The sequence below is a fragment of the Prochlorococcus sp. MIT 0604 genome (assembly GCF_000757845.1).
Lineage (GTDB): Bacteria > Cyanobacteriota > Cyanobacteriia > PCC-6307 > Cyanobiaceae > Prochlorococcus_A.
In genome coordinates this window covers 1,041,841-1,065,831 of record NZ_CP007753.1, presented here as the reverse complement: position 1 = coordinate 1,065,831, position 23,991 = coordinate 1,041,841, and the positions used below count along the sequence as shown (strand labels likewise).

22 protein-coding genes and 1 tRNA gene are annotated in these 23,991 nt (G+C 28.6%); 16 read left to right on the top strand and 7 right to left on the bottom strand.

The annotated features are described in order from the left end of the window. Positions 1-402 precede the first annotated feature (402 nt). Both EW14_RS10330 and EW14_RS05950 read left to right on the top strand, forming a co-directional pair. The gene (locus EW14_RS10330; protein ID WP_197049551.1) at positions 403-576 is read left to right on the top strand and encodes a hypothetical protein; all 174 of its coding nucleotides are present in this window, start codon (positions 403-405) and stop codon (positions 574-576) included. Positions 577-759: 183 nt separating this feature from the next. Then, positions 760-1,830, top strand: coding sequence for a porin (locus tag EW14_RS05950; protein ID WP_369794263.1), 1,071 nt, complete (start codon positions 760-762; stop codon positions 1,828-1,830). A gap of 536 nt (positions 1,831-2,366) precedes the next feature. Here the strand turns inward: EW14_RS05950 and EW14_RS05945 are convergent. Both EW14_RS05945 and EW14_RS05940 read right to left on the bottom strand, forming a co-directional pair. Further along, positions 2,367-2,474, bottom strand: coding sequence for a high light inducible protein (locus EW14_RS05945; RefSeq protein ID WP_011132751.1), 108 nt, complete (start codon positions 2,472-2,474; stop codon positions 2,367-2,369). A 518-nt stretch (positions 2,475-2,992) separates the two neighbouring features. Then, positions 2,993-3,064: transfer RNA gene (locus tag EW14_RS05940), tRNA-Lys, on the bottom strand. Positions 3,065-3,241: 177 nt separating this feature from the next. Between EW14_RS05940 and EW14_RS05935 the strand changes: the two genes are divergently transcribed. From EW14_RS05935 to EW14_RS05920, 4 genes are read left to right on the top strand one after another with little or no spacing between them, the layout of a single operon-like run. Continuing rightward, positions 3,242-3,358, top strand: a complete 117-nt coding sequence (locus tag EW14_RS05935; RefSeq protein ID WP_002807463.1) for a photosystem II protein Y — start codon at positions 3,242-3,244, stop codon at positions 3,356-3,358. A 6-nt stretch (positions 3,359-3,364) separates the two neighbouring features. Continuing rightward, complete coding sequence (gene trmFO, locus EW14_RS05930; RefSeq protein ID WP_042850595.1) at positions 3,365-4,777, top strand: methylenetetrahydrofolate--tRNA-(uracil(54)-C(5))-methyltransferase (FADH(2)-oxidizing) TrmFO; 1,413 nt, start codon at positions 3,365-3,367, stop codon at positions 4,775-4,777. A 23-nt stretch (positions 4,778-4,800) separates the two neighbouring features. Next, on the top strand, positions 4,801-6,345 hold the full coding sequence (crtH, locus tag EW14_RS05925; protein WP_042850594.1) for a carotenoid isomerase: 1,545 nt from the start codon (positions 4,801-4,803) through the stop codon (positions 6,343-6,345). A 15-nt stretch (positions 6,346-6,360) separates the two neighbouring features. Then, positions 6,361-6,867, top strand: coding sequence for a hypothetical protein (locus EW14_RS05920; protein WP_042850593.1), 507 nt, complete (start codon positions 6,361-6,363; stop codon positions 6,865-6,867). Here the strand turns inward: EW14_RS05920 and EW14_RS05915 are convergent. After that, entirely contained in the window at positions 6,864-7,601 is a 738-nt protein-coding gene (locus tag EW14_RS05915; RefSeq protein ID WP_042850592.1) for a response regulator transcription factor, read from the bottom strand. The genes EW14_RS05920 and EW14_RS05915 overlap by 4 nt on opposite strands. 86 nt (positions 7,602-7,687) lie before the next feature. Here EW14_RS05915 and EW14_RS05910 point away from each other — a divergent pair, with 86 nt between their 5' ends. Further along, on the top strand, positions 7,688-7,957 hold the full coding sequence (locus EW14_RS05910) for a DUF6761 family protein (RefSeq protein ID WP_042851322.1): 270 nt from the start codon (positions 7,688-7,690) through the stop codon (positions 7,955-7,957). A 48-nt stretch (positions 7,958-8,005) separates the two neighbouring features. Here the strand turns inward: EW14_RS05910 and grxD are convergent, their stop codons facing one another. From grxD to EW14_RS05890, 4 genes are read right to left on the bottom strand one after another with little or no spacing between them, the layout of a single operon-like run. Further along, a complete protein-coding gene (grxD, locus tag EW14_RS05905) occupies positions 8,006-8,329 on the bottom strand; it encodes a Grx4 family monothiol glutaredoxin (RefSeq protein ID WP_042850591.1) in 324 nt (107 codons plus the stop codon). A 3-nt stretch (positions 8,330-8,332) separates the two neighbouring features. Next, positions 8,333-8,563 carry a BolA family protein gene (locus tag EW14_RS05900; protein WP_042850590.1) on the bottom strand — a complete coding sequence of 77 codons (231 nt, stop codon included), beginning with the start codon at positions 8,561-8,563 and terminating at the stop codon, positions 8,333-8,335. 9 nt (positions 8,564-8,572) lie between these two features. Next, positions 8,573-9,091 (bottom strand): hypothetical protein, encoded by a 519-nt coding sequence (locus tag EW14_RS05895; RefSeq protein ID WP_042850589.1) that lies wholly within the window; start codon positions 9,089-9,091, stop codon positions 8,573-8,575. 43 nt (positions 9,092-9,134) lie between these two features. Beyond that, positions 9,135-9,749: a 1-acyl-sn-glycerol-3-phosphate acyltransferase gene (locus EW14_RS05890; protein WP_042851321.1), complete on the bottom strand. Its 615-nt coding sequence runs from the start codon at positions 9,747-9,749 to the stop codon at positions 9,135-9,137. Between the two features lie 160 nt (positions 9,750-9,909). Between EW14_RS05890 and EW14_RS05885 the strand changes: the two genes are divergently transcribed. The 9 genes from EW14_RS05885 to EW14_RS05845 all read left to right on the top strand — a co-directional run bounded on the left by EW14_RS05885 (position 9,910) and on the right by EW14_RS05845 (position 23,978). After that, the gene (locus tag EW14_RS05885; RefSeq protein WP_042850587.1) at positions 9,910-10,626 is read left to right on the top strand and encodes a pyridoxine 5'-phosphate synthase; all 717 of its coding nucleotides are present in this window, start codon (positions 9,910-9,912) and stop codon (positions 10,624-10,626) included. 8 nt (positions 10,627-10,634) lie between these two features. Then, on the top strand, positions 10,635-10,952 hold the full coding sequence (locus EW14_RS05880; protein WP_042850586.1) for an MgPME-cyclase complex family protein: 318 nt from the start codon (positions 10,635-10,637) through the stop codon (positions 10,950-10,952). 65 nt (positions 10,953-11,017) lie between these two features. Continuing rightward, entirely contained in the window at positions 11,018-14,152 is a 3,135-nt protein-coding gene (locus EW14_RS05875) for an exodeoxyribonuclease V subunit gamma (RefSeq protein WP_255347387.1), read from the top strand. 3 nt (positions 14,153-14,155) lie between these two features. Then, entirely contained in the window at positions 14,156-14,629 is a 474-nt protein-coding gene (locus EW14_RS05870; protein ID WP_042850584.1) for an isoprenylcysteine carboxylmethyltransferase family protein, read from the top strand. Positions 14,630-14,641: 12 nt separating this feature from the next. Further along, positions 14,642-18,268, top strand: coding sequence for a UvrD-helicase domain-containing protein (locus tag EW14_RS05865; RefSeq protein ID WP_042850583.1), 3,627 nt, complete (start codon positions 14,642-14,644; stop codon positions 18,266-18,268). 1 nt (position 18,269) lies between these two features. Further along, the gene (locus EW14_RS05860; protein ID WP_042850582.1) at positions 18,270-19,973 is read left to right on the top strand and encodes an ATP-dependent RecD-like DNA helicase; all 1,704 of its coding nucleotides are present in this window, start codon (positions 18,270-18,272) and stop codon (positions 19,971-19,973) included. Positions 19,974-20,110: 137 nt separating this feature from the next. Continuing rightward, the gene (locus EW14_RS05855) at positions 20,111-21,892 is read left to right on the top strand and encodes a DEAD/DEAH box helicase (RefSeq protein WP_042850581.1); all 1,782 of its coding nucleotides are present in this window, start codon (positions 20,111-20,113) and stop codon (positions 21,890-21,892) included. Between the two features lie 9 nt (positions 21,893-21,901). Then, positions 21,902-22,195 carry a hypothetical protein gene (locus tag EW14_RS05850; protein WP_042850580.1) on the top strand — a complete coding sequence of 98 codons (294 nt, stop codon included), beginning with the start codon at positions 21,902-21,904 and terminating at the stop codon, positions 22,193-22,195. A 10-nt stretch (positions 22,196-22,205) separates the two neighbouring features. After that, a complete protein-coding gene (locus EW14_RS05845; protein WP_042850579.1) occupies positions 22,206-23,978 on the top strand; it encodes an ABC transporter ATP-binding protein in 1,773 nt (590 codons plus the stop codon). Positions 23,979-23,991 lie beyond the last annotated feature (13 nt).

The following is a 23,991-nucleotide window of genomic DNA, read 5'->3' as shown; positions in this document are numbered from 1 at the left end:
ACCTGGAAACAATATATTTATGAGGTTCAGTATTTCTAATAGTAAAACTATAATAACCCAATAGAACCAGCGGTAAAGCCAACTATGCAGAAAAAAGAAAATTCAAGAAGGTCTCTTGGAAGAGAGTTTAAAATAAAATTCAGTTGAGTCATTTGACCTTGTGCTCCTCAGGTGTATTAATTTTTGATTAAATTAGCTAAAAATTTCAAATAATGAGTTAAAAAGTCCTTTATTTTTCTTTTTTCTATAGATTTGATTGTCAATTAATTAATGAATGCAATTTTTATGAACCTTATTTAAGTAATCACATAAACTTATAAAATATGTGATTAAATTATTTAAAGGACATTTTAAGTTAATTGTTTTAGTTTTTGCTAAAGTTCTTTTAGTTCTCCCGCGATAATGGATTACAAAAAAAAGTCTCTAAAAAAGCTCAACCAAAATAGAGATTACGAAGAAATTGACACTAGACTTGCCTCAGGATGGTATGTAGATTCATTGCACAACCCAAAAAAGAAAAATTATAAAACTTCTAAAGTTCCATTTAAATTATCAAAAATCAATCCTAATACCTAATTAATAATCCACCACCTAAATTAATTAAAATAAACAACTAGCTATATAGCCAAAAAAAAAAGTGGTACAAAATCCTGAATTTGTATTCAGAGATACTTGATTTAGTTAGTGAATATACAGTATTTTGAGGTGTCCTTTAAATTTCGTGTGAGGAAATTTATGAAGCTTTTTAAAAGCTTACTCGTGGCTCCTGCGACACTTGGCCTACTTGCGCCTATGTCTGCGACAGCTAACGAAGTAACAATTAGCGATTTTAATGCTGCAGAAGAAATTGCAGTCACAAACAGCCGTGTAGATGGCTTAGAAGCAAGATTTAACAATCTTGAAGCTGGTTCATTCTCAGAAACAACAACTGCATCATTCTCAGTTGACATGGCAATCGGTACAGTTGATGGTCTTTCTGGTAACGAAGCTGTAACAGCTGGTTATGGATTCCAAATCGATTTAAACACAAGTTTTACTGGTGAAGATTCACTAGATGTTTCTATCGACGCTGGTAATGCTGATGCTGGAAACTTAGATGAGTTAGATCTAAATGATGCTGGAGCTACTCTAAAGGTTGATGGTGTTTCATACACATTCCCATTAGGTGACAAGACAACTGTCTTCGTTGGAGACAGCATGGATGGAAGCACACTTTATAACACTGCTTGCGTTTATGGTGGACCTACTATTCAGCTAGATGATTGCGGTAACTCAGGTGCTGCTTTTGCTGCAGGTAAAGGTACAGCTGCAGGTGCTAGTTATGATTTCGGAAATGGTTTCACAGCGGCAATAGGTTATGAAGGTGAAGGAGCTGGTACAAAGGGTCTGTTCACTAAAGAAGGTATGGATGTCTTCGGTGGCCAGGTGACTTATACTGGCGATTCTTACGGTGTTTCACTAACTTATTCAGATTATGAATCAGCTAATGACACTAGTTACACTGCCTTCAACGCTTACTACACTCCTGATAGTGCAGGTTCAATTCCATCAATAAGTGCTGGTTATGAAGCAGCAAGCGTAGATGGCGCTACTGATTCTTCTCAGTGGTTTGTTGGACTTCAGTGGGATGAAGTTGGAGCAGGTACACTTGGTGCTGCTTTAGGTACATATGGCCACATTGCTGACGGTGCTACTGAGTACTATATGTATGAAGCTTTCTATAGCTATCCAATGAATGATGGAATGACAATTACTCCAATAGTGTTCATCAAGGAAAAATCTGGTACTGATGAAACTGGTTTAATGTTGAAAACATCTTTCAGCTTCTAGATAACTAGTTAAGTTTAGAAATCCTACACAATAAAATAAAAGGCCTGCCGCCAAGGTGGGTCTTTTATTTTTGAATATAGTTTTTAAGGCAAATTTCAAAAATATTTATTTTGAATCTTTATAAAATTAATTTTTTTTAAGTATTTAATTCTTGTAATACTTAAAGTTATTTACATAAACATTTTCCTGCAACATTTAAAATAATTAATTTGCATGTTGAAAGTATTTCTCTAGATTGGCTTTATAGCATTATTTTTTTAATTTATTAAAAATATGACTCCAATATTTAAATGTTTAATTTGTCGAAGAGATATAGAAAGATCGACTAAAACATTTTGGATTAAAAAAGGACATTTATTATGTTCTACATGTTTAGACGATATTGAAAAAAATTCATCTAAAGGATTGCAATAATCTGAACTCTATAAAATATATCAGTTTGGTAAATCTAAATTTTAAAAACAATTCTCAAAAAAAAAGGGCAATTTGAACAAAAAATTCAAAAAGCCCTAAATTTTAATGTTTGAAATTAAGTCCTAGAACCAACCAGGAATAATTTGTCCAGTAGTTACGTAAGCACCTACGGCTGCAACGAAACCTAACATTGCTGCCCAACCATTAAAACGTTCTGCTTCAGGAGTCATAATAAAATAATGTATTTATGTAAACTATTGTAACAGGATATATGAAGGTTTGTAAAGTAATTTTTGATAATTTTTTTACAAGTTTTTTATTAAAAATATTAGCGAAAGATATGTTTAATTTATGTATATTATTTGGGATTTCATTATTTATAATTTTTGGATTAAAGATGTTTGAATATTTCCTTTCTCATTTAACAACGCTTTGATATTAAAAACGATTTCCTGCTTTCTCTCAAAACTTTGAAAGTTTATAAGAATCATTGACTTTGAGATTTACTAAATAATAATGACAGATCAATCTTGCAGAGTATGGGCTATTAATTTCAATTCAAAGTCTTCAATTATTGTTTTACGTCTAAAATATAGTCTTAGATTATGTTCGATAAAATTTTAACTTTAACAATCTTGAAAGACATAATTTTGATGAATAGCGTTATGAAAAATGATGATTTTTTCAAATATTTTTTAGAATAAAATTTTATGAAGGAGATAAATGTTGAACTCAATTTAAGAAAATGTGGGTCGCCTGAGATTCGAACTCAGGACCAGCCGGTTAAAAGCCGGATGCTCTACCGCTGAGCTAGCGACCCATTTTGTAAAATTGAGTACATATGAAATTATCCCTTTTTAAGGTAAAAAAAACAACTTTTTATCTCAAGTTGAGCAATAGAAAAACAATTCTTAACTTATGAAATAAAAAATTAAAATTTCTCTCTAATTTTAATGTTAAAAGTTAAAATAATTTGATAAATATGCTAATTTCTAAAATGCTCAGAACAATCGTAGTTTTTGCTCCAATTATCGCTGCTTTAGCTTGGGTAGTATTTAATATACAAAAACCAGCAAGAGAACAATTTAATAGAGACTTTTTGGGTAAGGATTAATCCAATTTGATAGATAAAGAAGTAATAGTTATTGGAGCTGGTCTTTCAGGATCTGAGGCAGCTTGGCAAGTAGCTAATTCTGGTATACCAGTCAAATTAGTTGAAATGAGACCTATCAAATCAACTCCAGCTCATCATACATGTGAGTTCGGAGAATTGGTCTGCAGCAATAGTTTTGGTGCCTTAAGTCCTGATAGGGCTGCTGGTTTATTACAAAAAGAACTTAGGATTTTTAAATCATTAATAGTTCAAACAGCAGATAAATTTGCTGTCCCAGCTGGAGGCGCTTTAGCTGTTGATAGATCTAAATTTAGTATGGCTTTGACTGAAGCTTTGTCTAATCATCCTTTAGTTGAGATTAAGAGATTTGAGCAATTGGATCTCCCGAGCGAGGAAACTATTACGATCTTGGCAACTGGTCCATTAACTGCAGATAAGTTGTTTTATAAAATACAAGCTTTTACAGGTATCGATTCATGTCATTTTTTTGATGCAGCTAGTCCTATTATTTATGGAGATACTATTGATAAAGAGATTGTCTTTAAAGCTAGTAGATACGATAAGGGTGATCCGGCATACCTTAATTGCCCAATGGGTGAAAATGAATATATTAATTTCAGGAAAGAACTAATAAAAGGAGAACAAGCGGTTTTAAAAGACTTTGAAAAAGAATCGGCTAATTTTTTTGAAGGTTGCTTACCAATTGAAGAAATTGCAAGAAGAGGAGTTGATACAATGAGATACGGACCCTTGAAATCTATCGGTTTGTGGAATCCAAAATGGGGAGATTTATTTGATAGGGAAAATAGATTGAAAAAGCGACCTCATGCAATTGTCCAATTAAGGAAAGAAGATTTGGAAGGGAAATTACTAAATATGGTAGGTTTTCAAACTAACCTCAAATGGTCAGAGCAAAAAAGAATATTTAGAATGATCCCTGGTTTAGAAAAGGCTGAGTTCGTACGTTTTGGAGTAATGCACAGAAATACTTTTTTAGAATCTCCAAAATTACTCTTACCGACATTGCAATTTATGAAAAGAGAAAATCTTTTTGCAGCTGGTCAAATAACTGGGACGGAAGGTTATGCAGCAGCAGCAGCAGGGGGTTTGCTTGCTGGAATAAATGCATCTTTACTAGCTAAGGGTAAAAAAACAGTAAGTTTTCCTGCAGAATCAATGATTGGTTCTCTAATAAATTTCATCAGTAATAAAAATCAAATATTATCTAATCAGAAAAAGAATAAATTCCAACCAATGCCTGCTTCATTTGGTTTAGTACCTGAACTAACTAAAAGGATAAAAGATAAAAGATTAAGGTACAAAGCTTATCAAGAAAGATCTACAGAAGCCTTGAATAGCTTTAAAAATAAACTAGATACTTGTTTTGAAAAAAAACATTTATTTAGCAAAATTTACTAAGATTAGTTATTAAAGATTCAAAAATGGAATTAAATAAGGAAAATTTTGATGCAATTATTATTGGCTCAGGAATAGGAGGTTTAGTAACAGCATCACAATTAGCTGTTAAGGGAGCTCGAGTATTAGTTCTTGAGAAATATATTATTCCTGGAGGAAGTGGGGGCTCTTTTAAGAGAAAGGGTTATACCTTTGATGTTGGAGCTTCAATGATATTTGGATTTGGAGATAAAGGTTACACCAATTTATTAACTCGTGCTCTAAGAGATGTGAATGAAAAATGCGAAACCATTCCTGATCCAGTGCAACTGGAATATCATTTACCAAGAAAATTTAATATTGCTGTAAATAAAAATTATGAGCAATTTATAAATAAATTATCAGCGATTTTCCCCAAGGAAAAAAAAGGTATCAAGAAATTTTACGATACCTGTGCGAGTGTATTTAAATGTTTAGATTCAATGCCTCTTTTATCAATAGAGGATCCAAGTTATCTTTTTAAAGTATTCTTTAAATCTCCATTATCCTGTTTAGGGTTGGCTAGATGGTTACCAGTAAATGCAGGTGATGTTGCTAGGAAATTTATAAAAGATCCTGAACTTTTAAAATTTATTGATATTGAATGTTTTTGTTGGTCTGTAATGCCAGCTCTCAAAACCCCTATGATTAATGCGGGAATGGTTTTTACTGATAGGCATGCAGGAGGTATCAATTATCCAAAAGGGGGAGTTGGAACAATAGCAGAAAAGTTAGTTATTGGGATCCAAAAATTTGGAGGTAAAATTAGATACAAAGCCAACGTGACTGAAATCCTTTTAAAGGATGATAAAGCGTTTGGAGTTAAGCTTTCAAATGGGGAAGAGATTTATTCAAACATTATTGTATCTAACTCAACTAGATGGGACACATTTGGATTGAAAAATAACAAGAAAGGATTAATTTCGAGTCAAAACGTGCCAAAAAGTGAATATAAGTGGTCAGAAACTTATAACCCTTCACCTTCTTTTGTTTCGATTCACCTTGGGGTAGAAAAAAATCTAATAACCAATAATTTTAATTGTCATCATATAATTGTTGAAAATTGGGATGAATTAGAAAGTGAAAAAGGAGTTATTTTTGTTTCTATACCTACTTTGCTTGATTCGTCTTTAGCTCCAGAAGGTAAACACATCGTACATGCCTTTACTCCTTCATCAATGAGTGAATGGGAAGGTTTGTCAAGGAAAGAATATTTGCAAAAGAAAGAAAAATACTTTTCATTTCTTGTTGAAAAAATATCAACTATTATCCCTAATCTTGAACAAAACATTGATCACAAAGAAATTGGCACTCCCAAAACTCATAAAAAATTTCTTGGTAGATATGAGGGTAGTTATGGACCAATTCCTAGTAAAAAGTTGCTTGGACTTTTGCCAATGCCTTTTAATACCACAAAAATTAAAAACCTTTATTGTGTAGGAGATTCATGCTTCCCTGGTCAAGGTCTAAATGCAGTTGCTTTTAGTGGATATGCCTGCGCTCATAAAGTAGGGGCAAAATTAAACATAAATAGTTTCAAATTGCCCGACTAAATAAAGTCTTCTGAAATGATAGAAAAGTTTAAAACTCTTTTTTTTGTAAAAAGTTCGTTGGTTTCTCTTTATCTAGCGCTTACAATTCCTTTACCATTTATCTCAATTGAAAAATTAAAAATACCCTCTATATTAATTTTTGCCTTAGGAATTTATTTGATAATTAATATCACAAGTGATCATGTTGAAACTTGCAGTAAAAAAATTTCATACAAAAGTAGTTTTATTTCAAAATTCTTAGGGAAAAAAAATTGGGAGATTTCTTGGAATGATATTAAATCAATCAAATCTTTGCCAACCAGTCAGGGTAGTAAGGTTTATTACTTTAATACTTTTCAAGGAGATAATTTTCTTGTTCCACAACGAGTGGAAAACTTTGAAAAATTCTTACTAATTATATCCAAAAAAACTGGCATTTCTATTGATGAAATATCTTACCTATCACCACTATGGACATATAAGTTATTGACTTTAATATCAGTAATGATGATTATTGGTGAATTTTTTGCTTTTGTATATTAAATATTATCAATACTAAATCGATAACCTTGTTGTCTAACAGTGGTTATTCCACCACCTTCTCCCAAGCCTGCCTGTTCTAATTTTCTGCGTAAAGTTAACACCTGAGTATCTACTGATCTCGGGCCTCCGCTAAAAGGCGGCCAAGCCATCCTTAGAAGCTCTTGTCGGCTTCTGACCATGCCAGGCGGCATCAGAAGAGCACAAAGGAGTGCAAACTCTCTAGGGCTTAATTCTACGGGCTTTTCGCTAAGAGTTACTTGTCTTAAGAGAAGATGAACCTCTAAAGGCCCAACTTCAACTTTTTCTTGTAAGCCTATCCTTCCCCTTTTTAAGAGAGTTCTGCATCTTGCTGCAAGCTCCTCGAGTCCAAAAGGTTTTCTAAGAACATCATCTGCACCTTCATCTAATAAATTGACTAATGCTTCGACACCTGATCTTGCTGTAAGAACTATCACAGAACATCCTAATTGTTGAGCTAGTCTCATCGCTGTGTTTTGCTCGAGGATTTCTGCACTAACCAAAAGGTCTGGTGATTGATCTCTGCATAAGTCAACAGCTTCTACTGCTGAACCTACTGCAGCAGCTAAATGGCCATCTTGGCGAAGCCTTTGAACAAGGACCGTTCTAAGTGTGGGGTGAGGTTCAACAACAAGAACTCTTGATGGGGTTTGAGAGCTCGAAGGCAATTGTGAACTGCCAGGAGTTGAAGCTAAGATTTGCTCAGTTGATTGCATTCTTAATTACTGTTGGGCCAGGCAATTTTTTATCATCCTTAATAAGGTATAACAAATGCAAAAAAAAAATCAGAATCTATCTAATTATGACATCATTTGAAAATCCCAAAGCAATTCGTCATTTTCAATCAATTTGCGATACTTGCCAAGACTTAGTTACTCGTTTTCATCCACCATCTGATCTTAAATTATATAGTGATGGTTATCTCCAAGCCCTTAGAAATTGCAATGGTTTAGAGGCAAAGGATCAAGAGAAATTAGAAAGATTAATTGAAAGATGGATTTTAGATCCTTCAAGTTTTATTGATTCAGATGGAGATGGAAATAAAGGTTTTTTTGACAAAAAAAGGATTTAAAATATTAATTTTTATTAATCAATTCAGTATTTATACTTACTAATTGTCTTAAGACGCTAATTCAATTTCTATTTTTTCTTTTAAAGATCCTGAATTGTACATTTCAATAAGAATGTCTGATCCACCAAGAAATTCTCCTTTTAAGTAAACTTGTGGAATTGTTGGCCAATCTGAATATTCTTTGATACCTTCTCGAATAGCAAAATCACTTAAAACATCAAACGTACTAAATTCCACCCCTAGGGAATTTAGTATTTGTACTACATTGTTAGAAAAACCGCATTGAGGCATTAATTTAGTCCCTTTCATGAAAACCATTACTGGATTAGAGTCAATCAGTTTTTGTATTTTATCTTTTGTTAGGTTGTCCATAATTTAGTTGGGTGTTTCTGTTTTTAATGCCAGTGCATGGATGGCTTCTGAAGCTAATTCTTCCTTTAAAGCAGAATAGACTAGCTGGTGTTGTTTAACTAATGATAATCCATTAAATTCAGATGCAATTACAGTTACTTGTAAATGATCATTTCCCTTAAGATTTTCAACAAAAATTTGGGAATTTGGTAATTTTTTACTGATTAAATTAATGACTTCTGCTTTAGTAATCATGATTAAATTTTATTTACCTTTGTATTCTGTCTCAACAAATCCAAGTTGAATTAATTTTTTATAAGCTTCTTTTCCTTCAGGGCTATTAGGAGTCAATATTCTTAGATTTTCAATAAGTAGTGGTACAGCCACCTCAGGCTGTTCAGTTTTAATGTAAACAGATACTAGTCTTTCATTAGATTCTGCCAAAATTTGTAATGAGGCTTTACCCTTCTTTCTCATTTCATTTGGTATCCTTGCATCCACTCCTTTGAATACTTTATTTAGGTCTGAATAGTATGAACCAAGATTTGTGGCTAATTTCCTCGCATCAAGGTAGGAGGCTTTAGCCTTATCAAAATCTCCACTTTCTAAGAACTTATCACCCTTTTTTATGAAATTTCCTACTGTTGAAATGGAGAACTTTTTACCTTCAGATAAGAGAACTCTGAAGTCTTTTGGATTCTTTATTTCTGCATGAACTTCATTTTTGTAAGGAACATTACCAAAAAATATTAATAAAATTGGGATTAGTTTTAAGAATTTCATTTTCTTGTTCAATTATTAAAAAATATAGTAACCTATTGCAGATTCATCTACCTACATTTTTTAATGCTTTTTCTTCCTCTTGAGTCATTTTCTCATTTAAAAAAATATTAAAGTCTTTAATAGTAAATTTTAAGTAATCATTTATTGGGATTGGTTTTCCAAAGGATAAACAAAATTCGCCCCTAAAGTTGGGAGGTACTTTGCTGTAAGCAATTCCAATTGGAATAATGATTATAGACTTTGTTTTTTTTGTAGCTAATCTAGCTAATCTATATAGTCCTTCTCTGAGAACTAATTTTTTCCCATATTTGTTAATCCTTCCTTCTGGGAAAACTACTAGTTGTTCTCCTTTTTCTATAAGATCAATAGCATATCTTAACGCTGAAAGAGATGGCGATAATTGATTTATCGAAAAACATCCAAGTCTTTTTAAAAACCAACCTTGTATGCCTCTCATTTCGGATTTAGTAACCATAAATCTACAATCTTTTTGTTTTATCCTTCTACCCATTGCCATGGTGAGTATTAAGCCATCCCATCTTGATCTGTGGGTTGGAGCCAAAATTATAGAGGAATTTTTGGGAATCGAAAAACCATTATTTAATATTTTCTTTCTTCTAAAAAAAAACCTTAAAACAACGTCCTGGGTAATGAACATTGCAATAAATCCCAGAATAGGGTTTATTTTATGCCAATTATCTAGGGATTTTTTCTTCAAGTTCTATTTACTATATATTAATAATTTAAGTGTTTGCCTTTTTTTATTAGCTAGTATTGGGCGGTTACTAGATTGTCTGGAAGGTAGGATTATTAAAATTATGGTTACTTTAGGAGTAAACATTGATCATATTGCAAATGTAAGGCAAGCAAGGAAAACTGTGGAGCCTGATCCTGTACAATTTGCTTTTTTAGCTGAATTAGGAGGTGCTGATTCCATAACAGTTCATCTAAGAGAAGATAGAAGGCATATACAAGATAGAGACGTATTCCTCCTGAAAGAGACCATAAAAACGAAACTTAATTTAGAAATGGCTGCTACAGAAGAAATGTTAGAAATTGCTAAAAAAATTCTTCCCGATTATGTAACGCTTGTACCCGAGAAAAGAGAAGAAGTAACTACTGAAGGAGGGTTGGATTTAAAAAGTAATTTGCAATACCTTAAGAATTTTGTTGGAGATTTAAAAGATTCAAATATACAAGTAAGTGCATTTATTGATCCTATTGGTGACCAGATAAATTATTCCAAAGAAATAGGTTTTAATTTAATAGAATTGCATACTGGAAAATATGCTGAACTAACAGGATCTGAAGAGTATAAAGAGCTCCAAAGGATTATAGAGTCTACACATTTAGCAAATGACCTTGGATTAGTTGTTAATGCTGGTCATGGCCTTAACTACAATAATGTAAAAAAAATTGCATCAATTAACAATATGAACGAGTTAAACATAGGTCATAGTATTGTTGCAAGGGCTTTAGCTATAGGATTAGAAAAGTCTGTACGTGAAATGAAGTCCCTTATTACATCAAATTAAATTCCAAAATGACAACATATTTTTTCGTCGCGGCAAGTGAAAAGTTTTTAACAGTTGAAGAACCAATAGAGGAGATTTTGAAAGAGAGGATGAGGAACTATAAAGAAAATAATAAAGAAATAGATTTTTGGCTTTTAAAAAATCCATCATTTTTGCAAACTGCCCAATTTGCTGATTTAAAGGCAAAGATTCCATCACCCCCAGCAGCTATTTTATCGACGGATAAAAAATTTATAACTTTCTTAAAGCTGCGTTTAGAGTTCGTTGCTGTTGGGGAATTCGAATTTCCTAATGCAGAAATAACTGATCCATTTAAAGTTGAGTAATATAATCAACCAGTAAATTGCTCAATCTATACAAGTCAAACAAAATTGAAGTAATTAGTGAGCTTTTGGCAGAAGAATTAAAAGTATCTCCTCCTCTTATAACTGAGAATTTAGAAATAGCTGTTCCCAATTATTTTTTGGGTAAGTGGTTAAGTGAACAAATAACTATAAAAAATAAAATAAGTGCTCTTTACGAATTAAAGACAATATCAAGTTACACCGAATCATTATTGACAAATTTTTTCCCAGGAATTGATATGGGTTTATGGAATTTTGAGTCAATTAAATGGGGCATTATTGATTCATTAGAAGAATTAAATAGCTTCAAAGAATCATTTCCGCTTAGAAATTGGATTAATAAATATTTGGATAATAAAAAGACAATTGATGGAGATCTATATAACCTGACAAAGAAGATTACGAATAATTTTATTGATTATTTAATATTTAGACCTGAAATGATTGATGAATGGAATAGATCTGAAATTAATTCACCTAATCTATTTAAGAATTTAAATTCAGATCAGTTTTGGCAACCAATTTTATATAAATTATTAGAGAAAAAGATATCTGAAAAGCCTTCATGTTTATACATGATTGAACTAATAAAGATTTTAAAAAAAATTAAAAACGTTCAAATTAAAGTACCAAATCAAATTTATATTATTTCCGATAATAACTTATCTAAACTACATATAAACTTTTATTCAGAACTTTCAAAATTTACTAGGGTAAATTTATATTTAATATCTGCAGGTGATGATTTATGGAATCGAATAAATTGTCTTGAAGGAGAGTTGGAATTTGATAATTTTGATACTAAATTGAATTTAAACAATAAAAATATAGAGAAAATATTTGGTAAATTTGGAGCAAACTTTCAGAAATTAATTGAGGAAAATATTTATAAAGAAGGTATAAATTTAAAAAATAATTTAATATATATTGATCCAACAACTAATTTTTATGATAAGAAAGATATTCCTCTTCTTAATCAAATACAAAAAAAACTGATTGATAATAATAGCAATGATTTTATAGTAAATCAAAGGGATGATTCAATATTACTTTGTGAGCATTTTAATCAGAATAGTCAATTAGAATATATAAGAAATAAGATTATAGAAATAATAAATTCATGCGAGAATATTAAATATGGTGATATTGCTGTTTTATCTCCACAAACTAATCAAATCAAACCTTATCTTAGGTATATCTTCAATAATGCGTTAATTAATGGCGAAAAGATACCTTATTTTTTTATTGATGAGGGAAATCATGATTATCCAGATATTTATAAATTTTTAATTGAAATCACTGAAATAGCAAATGAGAAAATTACACTTGAAAAAATAGATTATATTCTTTCAAAAAAAGTAACTCAGAACATTTTTGATTTTGATATTACTGAGAAGGATGAAATTATTTTCTTACTTAAGCAAGTTGGTTTTCATTGGGGATTAGATGCTAATGAAAGATTAGGGGAAGAAAAAAATACTCTAGATTGGTGTATAAATAGAATAACTTTAGGCTTAATTTATGACAAAGAAGTAAACTTAAGTAGTTTTAATTTAAAACCATCTAGTTTGAAAAATATAAGTTTGGATTTGAATAAATGGGTTAAATTATTACTTGATTTTAAAAAATATATTAATTTGCTAAGAGGATCTTTTTCTTACTCAACTTGGGTTGAAAAGATAAAGTTTATATTAAAAAGTGTTGCTGAATTTGGTGAAAATTTTAATTTAGAAATAAGTGAAATAAATAGAACTCTTAATAATAAAGCAATAAATTTAATCCCTGATGATCTTATTTTGTTAAATGTTTTTAGAGAGATATTAATTTCTTGCATAAATGAAGCTAAATATCAAAGCAAATCACGTATCAATAAGATCCTTGTAAGTGATATTGAGAATTCAAGGCATATTCCACATAAGGTTATCTTCTTAATAGACATGAATAGTGTTTATTATCCAAAATTATCAAAGAATGAAAATATTAATTTATTAAATAATAAATATCACCTAGGCGATCCATCAGTTTTTGAAAGAGAGAAATATTTATTTCTTGAGTTGTTACTTGCATGCAGAGATAAATTTATAGTTACTTGGGTAAAGAATGACAAAAATAATAAAAAATTAGATGTTTCTTTTCCTATAAAAGAGTTAATTTCTTTTTTTGATAGTTTTTTAAATCCTGGTCAAAGAGGAATAATAATTAAAGATTCTGATTTAAATAAAAAAGAAATAATTGATCTTGATAGTTCTAAAACAATTCAAAGTAATTATTGTTTACTAGAAGATATAGATTGGAATGAAAAAAAATCTGATATTAAAAATTACAAATTATCAGAACTGATATATTGGTTCAAGAATCCACAAAAATATTGGCTAAATAAAAAAAATATTTCTCCTAAGGAAATATTTATTCATCATCCAGATGAGGAGTATGTAAGTAATCTGCATAAGACGCAACTAATTACAAAAATAATCAAAGAGTTAGAGATTGATAATCATAATATTATTAATGATTTAAAAAATTTGAATATCAATGATCAATTGGTTGAAAATGGAATTATTATCCCTAATAATAGTATCTTTATAAAAGAAAAAGAAATCAAAGATTTATTAGAGAGTCTATCTACAAGTTTGAGTCAACATAATAAGATTAATAGAATTTATGTTAAATCAAATGCAAATAAAGAAGAATATTTTATAGCTGATGACATCGTAATTGAATTAATTCATTCGAAACTAAGTTTAAGTCGTTTGTCAGAGGCTTGGATAAAATCGCTCTTCATTTTTTCATTAAAGAAGAATATAAACAAGATTAAAGTAATTTTTAGAGCAGAAAATCATTACAAATCACAAATTATTCAATCACCCGGAGCAATGGAGTCAAATTTAATTTTGGAAGAATACATACATATTTTTAAAAATTATTCTGAACAATGTTTACCTCTTCCTCCAGAGAGTGCTTATAAATATGTAGAAGCAAAAATAAAATCAAAAAATGAGAAAAAAGCTTTTACCGATAGATGGATTGGCAATAAAACTTTTTCTAAAGGAGAAAGAGATAATATCGAAATGAAATTATGTTTTGGAAATAAAAAAGAACCAGACTTCTTTTTGGCAAATAATAGTTTTGATAAACTATCATTCAGATTATATAGTCCTCTTATTAAAGCGTTAAAGAAATAAAAGATGACTAAATTTCAGTTAAAAATTTTTTTAAAAGCTGCTTATGAAATAATCCTTGTTTTTTTACAGTTCTTTATTATTAGTCTCCATTTTTTTCAATGGGAATTTATTCCAGAAAAACAAATAATTCAAGTCACTCCTTTTTCTTATTTTTTGGGTTTTTTAATTATCATAATTGCTTTCATAATATTGTTAGTTGCAATTAAAGACTTAGGAAGAAATTTATCCCCTTTCCCAAGACCTATAAACAATAGCAATCTTGTTACTACAGGTATTTATCGATTTACGCGACATCCGATGTACTATTCTTTAATATTTATTTCCTTTGGCTTTTTTATAACAAAGTTATCTATTTATTATTTATTTCTATTAACAAGTTTTGGCTTAATAATTAAATTTAAGATTTCTTTAGAAGAGCAATATTTAAATAATAAATTCAAGAATTACTTACTTTATAAAAATGAGGTCAAATATTAATTCAATAAAGATATGGATATTAATCAAATTAAATTAGATAATAAATTTAAATTAGTAGAAGCAAGTGCAGGAACTGGTAAAAGTTTCACTTTGGCTCATCTGGTTTTAAGAAATGTTTTGGAGAAAAAAATTAAAGCAGATGAGATACTCTTATTAAGTTTTACAAAAAATACGTGTTCTGAATTGCGAGATAAAATACTTTTGAGATTTAAGGATTTAAAATTATATTTGCAGAATTATAATGAAAGTAATATAGATAATACCCTTAAGGATTGGTATCTAAAATTTGAGGAGAAGGAAAAATCTAAGGAAAAAATTATATCCGAAATTGATAATTTTGTTAATGAAATTTATAAATTACAAGTAACTACATTCCATGCTTTTTGCAATAATATTATTGATGAATATAGTATTGAAATAGGAGTAACTCAAGATCCATACATTGATAATAATATAGATAATTTGTATAAAGATGTGATTGATAATTTGTGGATTGATGATTTTCTAAATCTTAATCCTGAGATTATTTCAGCAGTCAATAAAAAAAAAATAAGTTCTAGATTTGGAAGTAGAATAAATAAGTCATTTTTTGTAGAAATTTTAAAAAATATAGATCAAGAAAATATTTGTAAATTTCAAATAAATAATAAATATAATATTAATGATTTAAATAATTATTTTAATGATTTTTTTTATTTAAATTGGAATGAGTTTTGTCTTGAATGGAATAAGAAAGGTAAGGAATTATTTTTACAACTTATTGATTTGGGAAAATTAATTAAGGAGAGTGGTCGTAAAAGTCAAATATATTCCGCAAATCCGAGAAATGATAAGTTTAATCAAATAATTTGTTGGATAGAAGAGATTAACAAAACTCTTAATTCGAAAAATGTGATTAATTTTCTTTATGATATTTCTAAAGATGATCTTTTATTAAAATATTTTTACAATGAAAATATATCTAAAGAAATTAAAAAACATAATCTAAAATTAGATTTTACTAAATTTAATTTATTACAAGATAAAATTTATAAAATAAAAGAAGGGTTCTATACTGAATTTGTAAGAATATTTACCCAATTAGCTTATATAAAATTAATTGAATTAAAGAAAAGTTATTCAATTTTTAACTTTAATGATCTTATAAAGACTGTAGAAAATAAATTTTTAGATTCAGAAATTAACTATAGTATTACTCTATCTAAAATACAAAAAAGATTCAAATGTGTTTTAGTTGATGAGTTTCAAGATACAGATAAAACTCAGTGGAATTTAATAAAAAAGTTTTTCAATACTAAAAATCATTTTTTACTTTGTGTAGGTGATCCAAAACAAGCGATATATAAATTTAGAGGTGGAGATATTGAAACTTACTTAGATGCAAGATCTAATGCAATCGAACTTTTTAGTCTTACTGATAACTATAGATCTTCAAAAAAGTTAATGGATGTGCTTAATGAGCTTTATAAGAATGGACTTAAACAATCAAAACTAAAATATAGGAAATTAATTTCTAGAATTAATGAAAAAATTAATCCTGAATTTCAATTTAAGGATGTATTTGAAATTGTAGAATTTTCAAAAAAAGTTACTGATATAGAGGTTCTTGTAACTCATTACATCGTTAACTTTATTTTAAATAATAAAGGAATTGATATTAATAAAATTGCGATTCTTACATTAAATAATTCGCAATGCTTAGATTTGAAAAACAAATTAAATGAATTTAACCTTCCATGTAAAATTCAAAATAAGCAAAATATTTTTGATACAGAAGCAAGTTCTCTATTGTTTTTATTAATTGACTGTTTAGTAAATCCTAGGTTTTTTAAAAAAATAACTTTGCTTGCTGCTTCAAAGTTTATAGAAATTAAATCAGAAGAATTAATTGATGATGGAATAAGTAAAAATTTAGAAATTCTAATTAATAAATGCATCACTTGGTCCAAGGAACTAAGAGAAAAAGGTTTTTTAAATGTAGTTAATGAACTTCTTATAAATTACAAATCATCATCGATTATTCAAGATTCAGATTTAAATTCAAATTTATTTCAACTTGCAGAAATTGTTGAAATAGAATTAATCAATAATGATTTTAATCTAAATAAAGTTTTTAACTGGTATAAAAATCAGTTAGATCATTCTATAAGAATTTGTAATGGCGAGGATTTTTTGACGAAAGATTATAATCTTAAAAATGGAATAAATCTCTCTACCATACATAGTAGTAAGGGTCTTGAGTTTGACATGGTACTATGTCCATATCTCTCAATTATTTCTAATAAGTCAAATAAAATTAAAGGACCTATTTGGAAATCAAATATTGATAGAAACATATACATTAATATTTCTAATAATTACGCGAAGGTTGAAAAATTTAAATTAATAGAAGAAGAAGATTTATTTAAAGAGAGCGAGAGGTTGATTTATGTAGCACTTACAAGGAGCAAATATAAACTTATAGTTTTTAATGATTTGGAAGATACGAATAATATCTTAAATAATGATTTACTTAATAATTTGGAAAATATAAATATCTATAAATCTACTTTTGAAAATATTATAGAAAAAGAGAAAATTAAAAAAAGTTTCGCTAAGTTTCAAATTAATACAGTGAATAATAATCTTTGGAAAATTGATAACTTCAATAAAAAAGTTTCTAAAGAATTTAACTCTGATCAATTCATTTCTTATTCAAGTTATTCTTCTTGGATACGTAAAGAGAAAAATATTAATGCAGTCATTAATCAATATAAAGATTATGAAGATAATATATCAATTATCAAAGATTCTAATTTAAAGAATTCCAAGAATTATCCTAATTATTTTTCTTATCCTAATCCCTTAAGTGAATTTCCAAAAGGCAATATTGCTGGTACGTGCTTGCATAAAATAATAGAAAGATTTGAATTTAGAAACGATAATAATCAAGAATTAATTGATTTAATTATTGAGGAATTGAACCTTCATCAAATCGATACTTCTTTGGCTTTTAAAGTAAAAGATGCAATTTTAAGAGTTATAAATATATCTTTAGGCAGTCAATTACAAAACAAGAAACTTGTTGATATTCGAAATGAATACTTACTTAAAGAAGTTAAATATGATTTAACACTATCTTATGAAGGTAGAAATATAAATTCTCAGGATATATCTAAATGCTTTCTTTTAGATCAGGAATATGAATTTGGTGAAGAATATGCAGAGAAAATAAATGATCTTCAAATCATGAATAAAGGCTTTCATTCAGGATGTATTGATTGTGTTTTCCCTGTAGGAAATACATTAGAAAATAGTAAATGGTGGGTAATTGATTGGAAAAGTAATTTAATTTCTGGAAGTGATGATAGTGATTGTTTACCAAGAAACTATAACTATGAAAATATGAGAGATGAAATGATTAATCATCATTATCCCTTGCAATCCCATCTTTATTTATTAGCGTTGCATAGATTATTAAAGTGGCGACTTAAAAATTATGAGCCTCATAAAAATCTTGGAGGATATATTTATTTGTTTTTAAAGGGATTGCCAGATTTTGAATTATTTGAAAAACATAATTCGAGAGATATATCTCCAGGTGTTTTTATTAGCAATGCACCTTTAAAGAGAATTAATTATTTGGATAAACTTTTTTAGAATGAATAAAAAAAAGACTGATATTGAAAAGTTCCAATATGATCATATATTTAATTTAATTTTAGGTATTTTCAAATTTAATGATAAAAAATACGGTAATTTCGTAAAAGATACAATAAAGATTTTATTAGAGTTTGAAAAAAACGGTGAAACTATTATTGATGTAGATAATAGTTTAATTATCTTTGAAATATTAGAAGATGGCTGGCCCAATAAACATCTAGATATTTTAAAAAATATAGGCTTGATAGGTTTCCTTAATTCTCCATTCGTATTAGTAGATAGAAAATTATCACTTGCAAAATGGTCAAGAAAGATAGAAAGAGTTATTAATTCATTTTTAAGAAAAATAGATACTGATAATTTAATTAACTCGATAATTTATAAAGATTGTAATAAAATTGATCAAATTAAAAATATATTTAAATATTCAAACTTAGTTTTTCTGCAAGGAGGACCAGGTACAGGTAAAACCACATTAATTATAAACTTAATAATAGAACTCATTCGAGTTGATAGCTTTTTAAATATTGGGTTGTCTGCTCCAACAGGTAAAGCTACAGCTCGTTTAAAAGAAGCTCTTAATTATAAAAAAAATATTACTTCTAGCAAATTTCAAGACCAAATAGAATTTCAAACTCTACATAGATGGATTTTAAATTCTCAAAATAAATCTCTTAAGTTGAAATTTAAACTAAAAGAACTTGATATTTTCATAATTGATGAAATGTCAATGGTTAATATCGATTTGATTGAATCAGTTTTAAGTTTACTGGCAAAGGACTGTAAAATTATTTTAGTTGGAGATAAAAATCAATTGTCTCCAGTAAATAACTGTTCTATCTGGAATTATTTGTTTGCATATTGTGAAAATAGTTCAATTAAATCTTGTGTAGTAAATTTAGAAAAAACTTACAGAAATACTGGAGATATAGCATTATTTAGTAGTTTAATATTTAATAATGATTATCGTTTAGTTAATCAAAAGATAAAAGAATTAGAAAAATATAACAAATCAAAAGAAGTTACTATTTTAAAAAGTAGAGAAAAAAATCTTCCAAAAAAACTATTTTTTTCGATTACAAGTCATCTAAATAATTTAAATCTTTTAACTTCAAATTTAAGTAAAAAAAAATATATATTTGATGAGGGTATCGATAATTTATTGCTTAATGAAAAAGATTTAGTAGATAAGATATTTCTGGATTTACAAAGTCACTTGATTTTATGTGAAAAAAATTCTGGAATATGGAGTGTTGAATATTTGAATGAAGTTATTTTTGGTCAAAAAAAACCTTATGATCTTAAAACTTTAAATGAGGGTGTTCCGATAATGTGTACAAAAAACAATAATGAACTTGGATTGTCAAATGGCGATATCGGTGTACTTATAGGTTTAAAAAAAGAAAGGAAATATCTTTTTAGAAAATTTAATGATAATAACGAACAAATTGTCACTTTAATTGATCCATCTAATTTAGAAAATGTTGTTCCAGCAATAGCCATTACTATTCATAAATCCCAAGGAAGTGAGTCTGAGAAAGTAAGCATATTGTGGTCACCAAAATATAGAAGAAATCAATTTGCTTTAAAAGAAAAAAAAGATAGTGAAAATATCTTTTGCAGAGATAATTTTGAAAAAAGGTTATTTTATACTGCTGTTACAAGAGCGAAAAAATTTCTAGAAATATATTATTTAAATTAAATCTTTTTTTGAAAAATTAGTAAGAACTTAACCCTAAGATGTTAGATTAATAATTCGGCTCTGCAAGGCTAATCAACAATTCAAGTCAATTTAGATATTTGTTGAATGCCTAATCAGAAGATTATTAGGCATTTAAAATGGCTTTAAAAAAAGATAGTAACTCTCTTGGTAGTGAGCAGGAAAAATCTCAGAATGAAGATGCTTCCATGATTGAGTTAAAGAACTTAGAGAATAAAAAAGAAATTGAATCTCAACCATTGGAAGTATCGAAAGAAAATGATAATGAGAATGGATTTCTCGATTTTGGTTTTAATCAATCGATCTTAAATTCGTTAATAAATAAAGGATATAAAAATCCAACTCCCATTCAAAAAGCTGCAATTCCAGAACTAATGTTAGGCAGAGATTTACTAGGCCAAGCACAAACAGGAACAGGAAAGACTGCAGCTTTCGCATTACCCTTAATAGAAAAACTTGCAGATAATAAAGAATTAAATGCCAAGGTTTTAGTTATGACTCCTACAAGAGAATTAGCAACTCAAGTGGCAGAATCTTTTAAAAGTTATAGTTCTGAATCTAGTAATTTTAAGACGGTTGCAATATATGGAGGTACCGACTATCGAAATCAAATTTTTGCATTGAAAAGAAAAGTTGACGTAGTAGTTGGGACCCCTGGCAGAATCATGGATCATATAAGGCAGGGAACTTTTAAAATTAAAGACATAAATTGTCTTGTTTTAGATGAGGCTGATGAAATGTTAAATATGGGTTTTCTTGAAGATATTGAATGGATAATAGATCAACTTCCGGGAAATAAGCAGATGGTATTGTTTTCAGCAACAATGCCTAGTGAGATAAGAAATATTGCGAAAAAATATCTAAATGATCCCGCCGAAATATTAATCAAAAGTGTCAAAAAAGAAACTCAATTAATTTCGCAAAAATTTCTATATGTACAAAGGCATCATAAGTTAGATGCTTTAAAAAGAATATTAGAAATTAATAACGAGGGGGTAATAATTTTTGTGAGGACAAAACTACTTACTACTTCAATAGCTGAAGCTTTAGAGAATTCAGGTCATACTGTGGCAGTCCTAAATGGAGATATACCTCAAAACCAAAGAGAAAATACTGTAGATAGATTAAAAAAAGGATTTATTAATATCCTTGTTGCAACTGATGTCGCAGCTAGAGGATTAGATGTTGAGAGGATAAAACTTGTTGTTAATTACGATTTTCCTTTTGACAAGGAAACATATACTCATAGAATTGGAAGAACTGGAAGAGCAGGTAGATCAGGAGAAGCAATTTTATTTGTTAATCAAAGAGAAAAACACTTTCTAAGAAACCTAGAAAACTCAACAAGAACTAAGATTGAAGAAATTAATATACCAAGTAATAAAGTAATAAATGAAAAAAGGATGGAGAAACTTATAGAGAATGTTAATGAAAGTTCTTTAGCTAAAGATGAAAATGAAGAAAATAAAGCTTTGATTATTGATGTACTAGATAATTTAAAAGAAAAATACGCTATGGATGAATCAAATATTGCAATGGCGGCGATTAATTTAGTAATAGGTAATAAATCATTTTTTGTTAATGAAGATGATTCTTGGATTCATAAACAAAATAATAATGATCGAAATAGATCAAATAGAAATATTAATAATCGTATGAGAAATTCGAATAGAAGAAATAATTATCAAAATGATTCTTTTGAAACCTACAAATTTAACTTTGGCAAATTTGATGGGGTTAGAGTTGCAAATATAATATCCTCAATCTGTAATTCAACTAATATAAATGGTAGATCCATTGGTAAGATACAGATTTTTAATGAGTACAGTTTGGTAGATTTACCCAGAGATCTGCATAGAGAAACTAAAAATAAATTAAAAAAAATTAAAGTCAGAAACTAGGCATAGAGAATGAAAACTAGTAAATATAAATTCTTTATCTTTGTGAATCTGATAATCCTATTCAACTCTTTTAATAGTTATTTTTTAGCTCAAACAAAAGAAAATTCAATCATAAAATTATTTTGTATTCAGAGTGTTAAAGAGGAAATGTTGAAGGCAGAAATAGTATATAGTGAAGAAATTGTGAATGAAACTTGTGATTGTTACTACGAAGAATTTACACAAACTGCAAGTCATCAAGATGCAAAAACAAAATGCAAATTAGAAACTAAAGAAAATTTAAATCATAATAGAAAAATTTAATTGTTATTTTATGAGGTCTAAGAACAATCAAAATCCAATAATTAGACTTTATTTAAATCTAATTGAAGAAAGAACTTTACTATTTTTTGCTTTTCTTAGTTCCATAATTAATAAAATATTAGATTTAGCTCCCCCTGTAATAATTGGTCTCGCAGTTGATATCGTTGTAAAGGAACAGAATTCATGGATTGCTGGTTTTGGGATAAAAGAAGTTCCAGCACAATTGATTTTTCTTGCATTTGCTTCAGGAATAGTTTGGTCTGGTGAATCCTACTTTGAATATTTATATTCGATTTTATGGAGAAATTTAGCTCAGCTATCTCAACATAAATTAAGAATTAAAGCTTATGAGCATATCCAGGAATTAGATATGGATTTTTTTGAAAATGATAATACTGGAAGGCTATTATCTATTTTGAATGATGATATAAATCAACTCGAGAGATTTCTAGACCAAGGGGCTAATCAGATTATTCAGCTATTTATAACTGTCTTAATAATTGGGAGTACTATGATTTTTGTTGCTCCAAAAATTGCTTTATTCGCTTTCTTTCCTATTCCAATTATATTTTTAGGATCAATTAAATTTCAAAGGAAGCTTGCTCCAAAATATAGAGATGTTAGAAATAAAGCTGGACTGTTGGCATCAAGACTTAATAATAATTTAAGTGGAATTCTAACGATAAAAAGTTTTACTAAAGAAAAATGGGAACTAAATAGATTAAATAAAGAAAGCCTAGATTATCAAAGAAGCAATAAGGCTGCAATAAAATTATCTTCTGCTTTTATCCCTCTTATAAGATTTGCAATCTTATTTGCTTTTATAGCGATTCTATTAATTGGAGGTTTCCAAACTTGGAATAAGACACTTGATGTAGGAACGTATAGTTTTTTAGTGTTTATTACACAAAGACTATTGTGGCCTTTAACTACTTTGGGGCATGTTTTAGATGATTTTCAGAGATCTATGGCTTCAATAGATAGAGTAATTGATCTCATAGATACGCCTATAAAAATAAAAGATGGAAAAATAAAAATTGAACCTATAGATATTAAAGGAGAAATTATTTTTAATAATGTAAATTTTAATTATCCTGGAAGAGATTTAACTTTAAAAAACATAAATTTTAAAATTGAAAATTACTCAACATTAGGAATTGTTGGTTTAACGGGTTCTGGGAAAAGTACAATAATAAAATTACTCCTTAGGATTTATGATATTAATAATGGGTCAATAACATTGGATGGCATTTCTATTAAAGAAATTAATTTAAGGGATTTGAGAAAGTGTATCTCTTTAGTAAGTCAAGAAACTTATTTATTTCATGGAAGTGTACAAGAAAATATTGCTTATGGCTCAATCAACCCAAGTCTTAAAGATATCATTAAAGCTTCAAAGATTGCGGAAGCTCATAAATTTATTGAACAATTACCAGATGGCTATAAAACTATAGTGGGGGAAAGGGGTCAAAGGCTCTCAGGCGGTCAACGTCAAAGAATTGCCTTGGCGAGAGCTGTTTTAAAGGATGCTCCAATATTAATATTAGATGAAGCTACAGCCTCAGTTGATAATGAAACAGAGGCTTTAATTCAAAAATCATTATCTAAAATCACAAAAGAAAGAACAACTATAGTAATAGCTCATAGATTAAGCACTATAAAAAATGCAGATAATATTGTTGTTATTAATAAAGGTAAAATAGTTGAAAGCGGAAAGCATGAAAAACTATTAGATCAGAACAGAATATATGCGGATTTATGGAATGTTCAAGTAGGGATCTAGTATGGAATTTCTA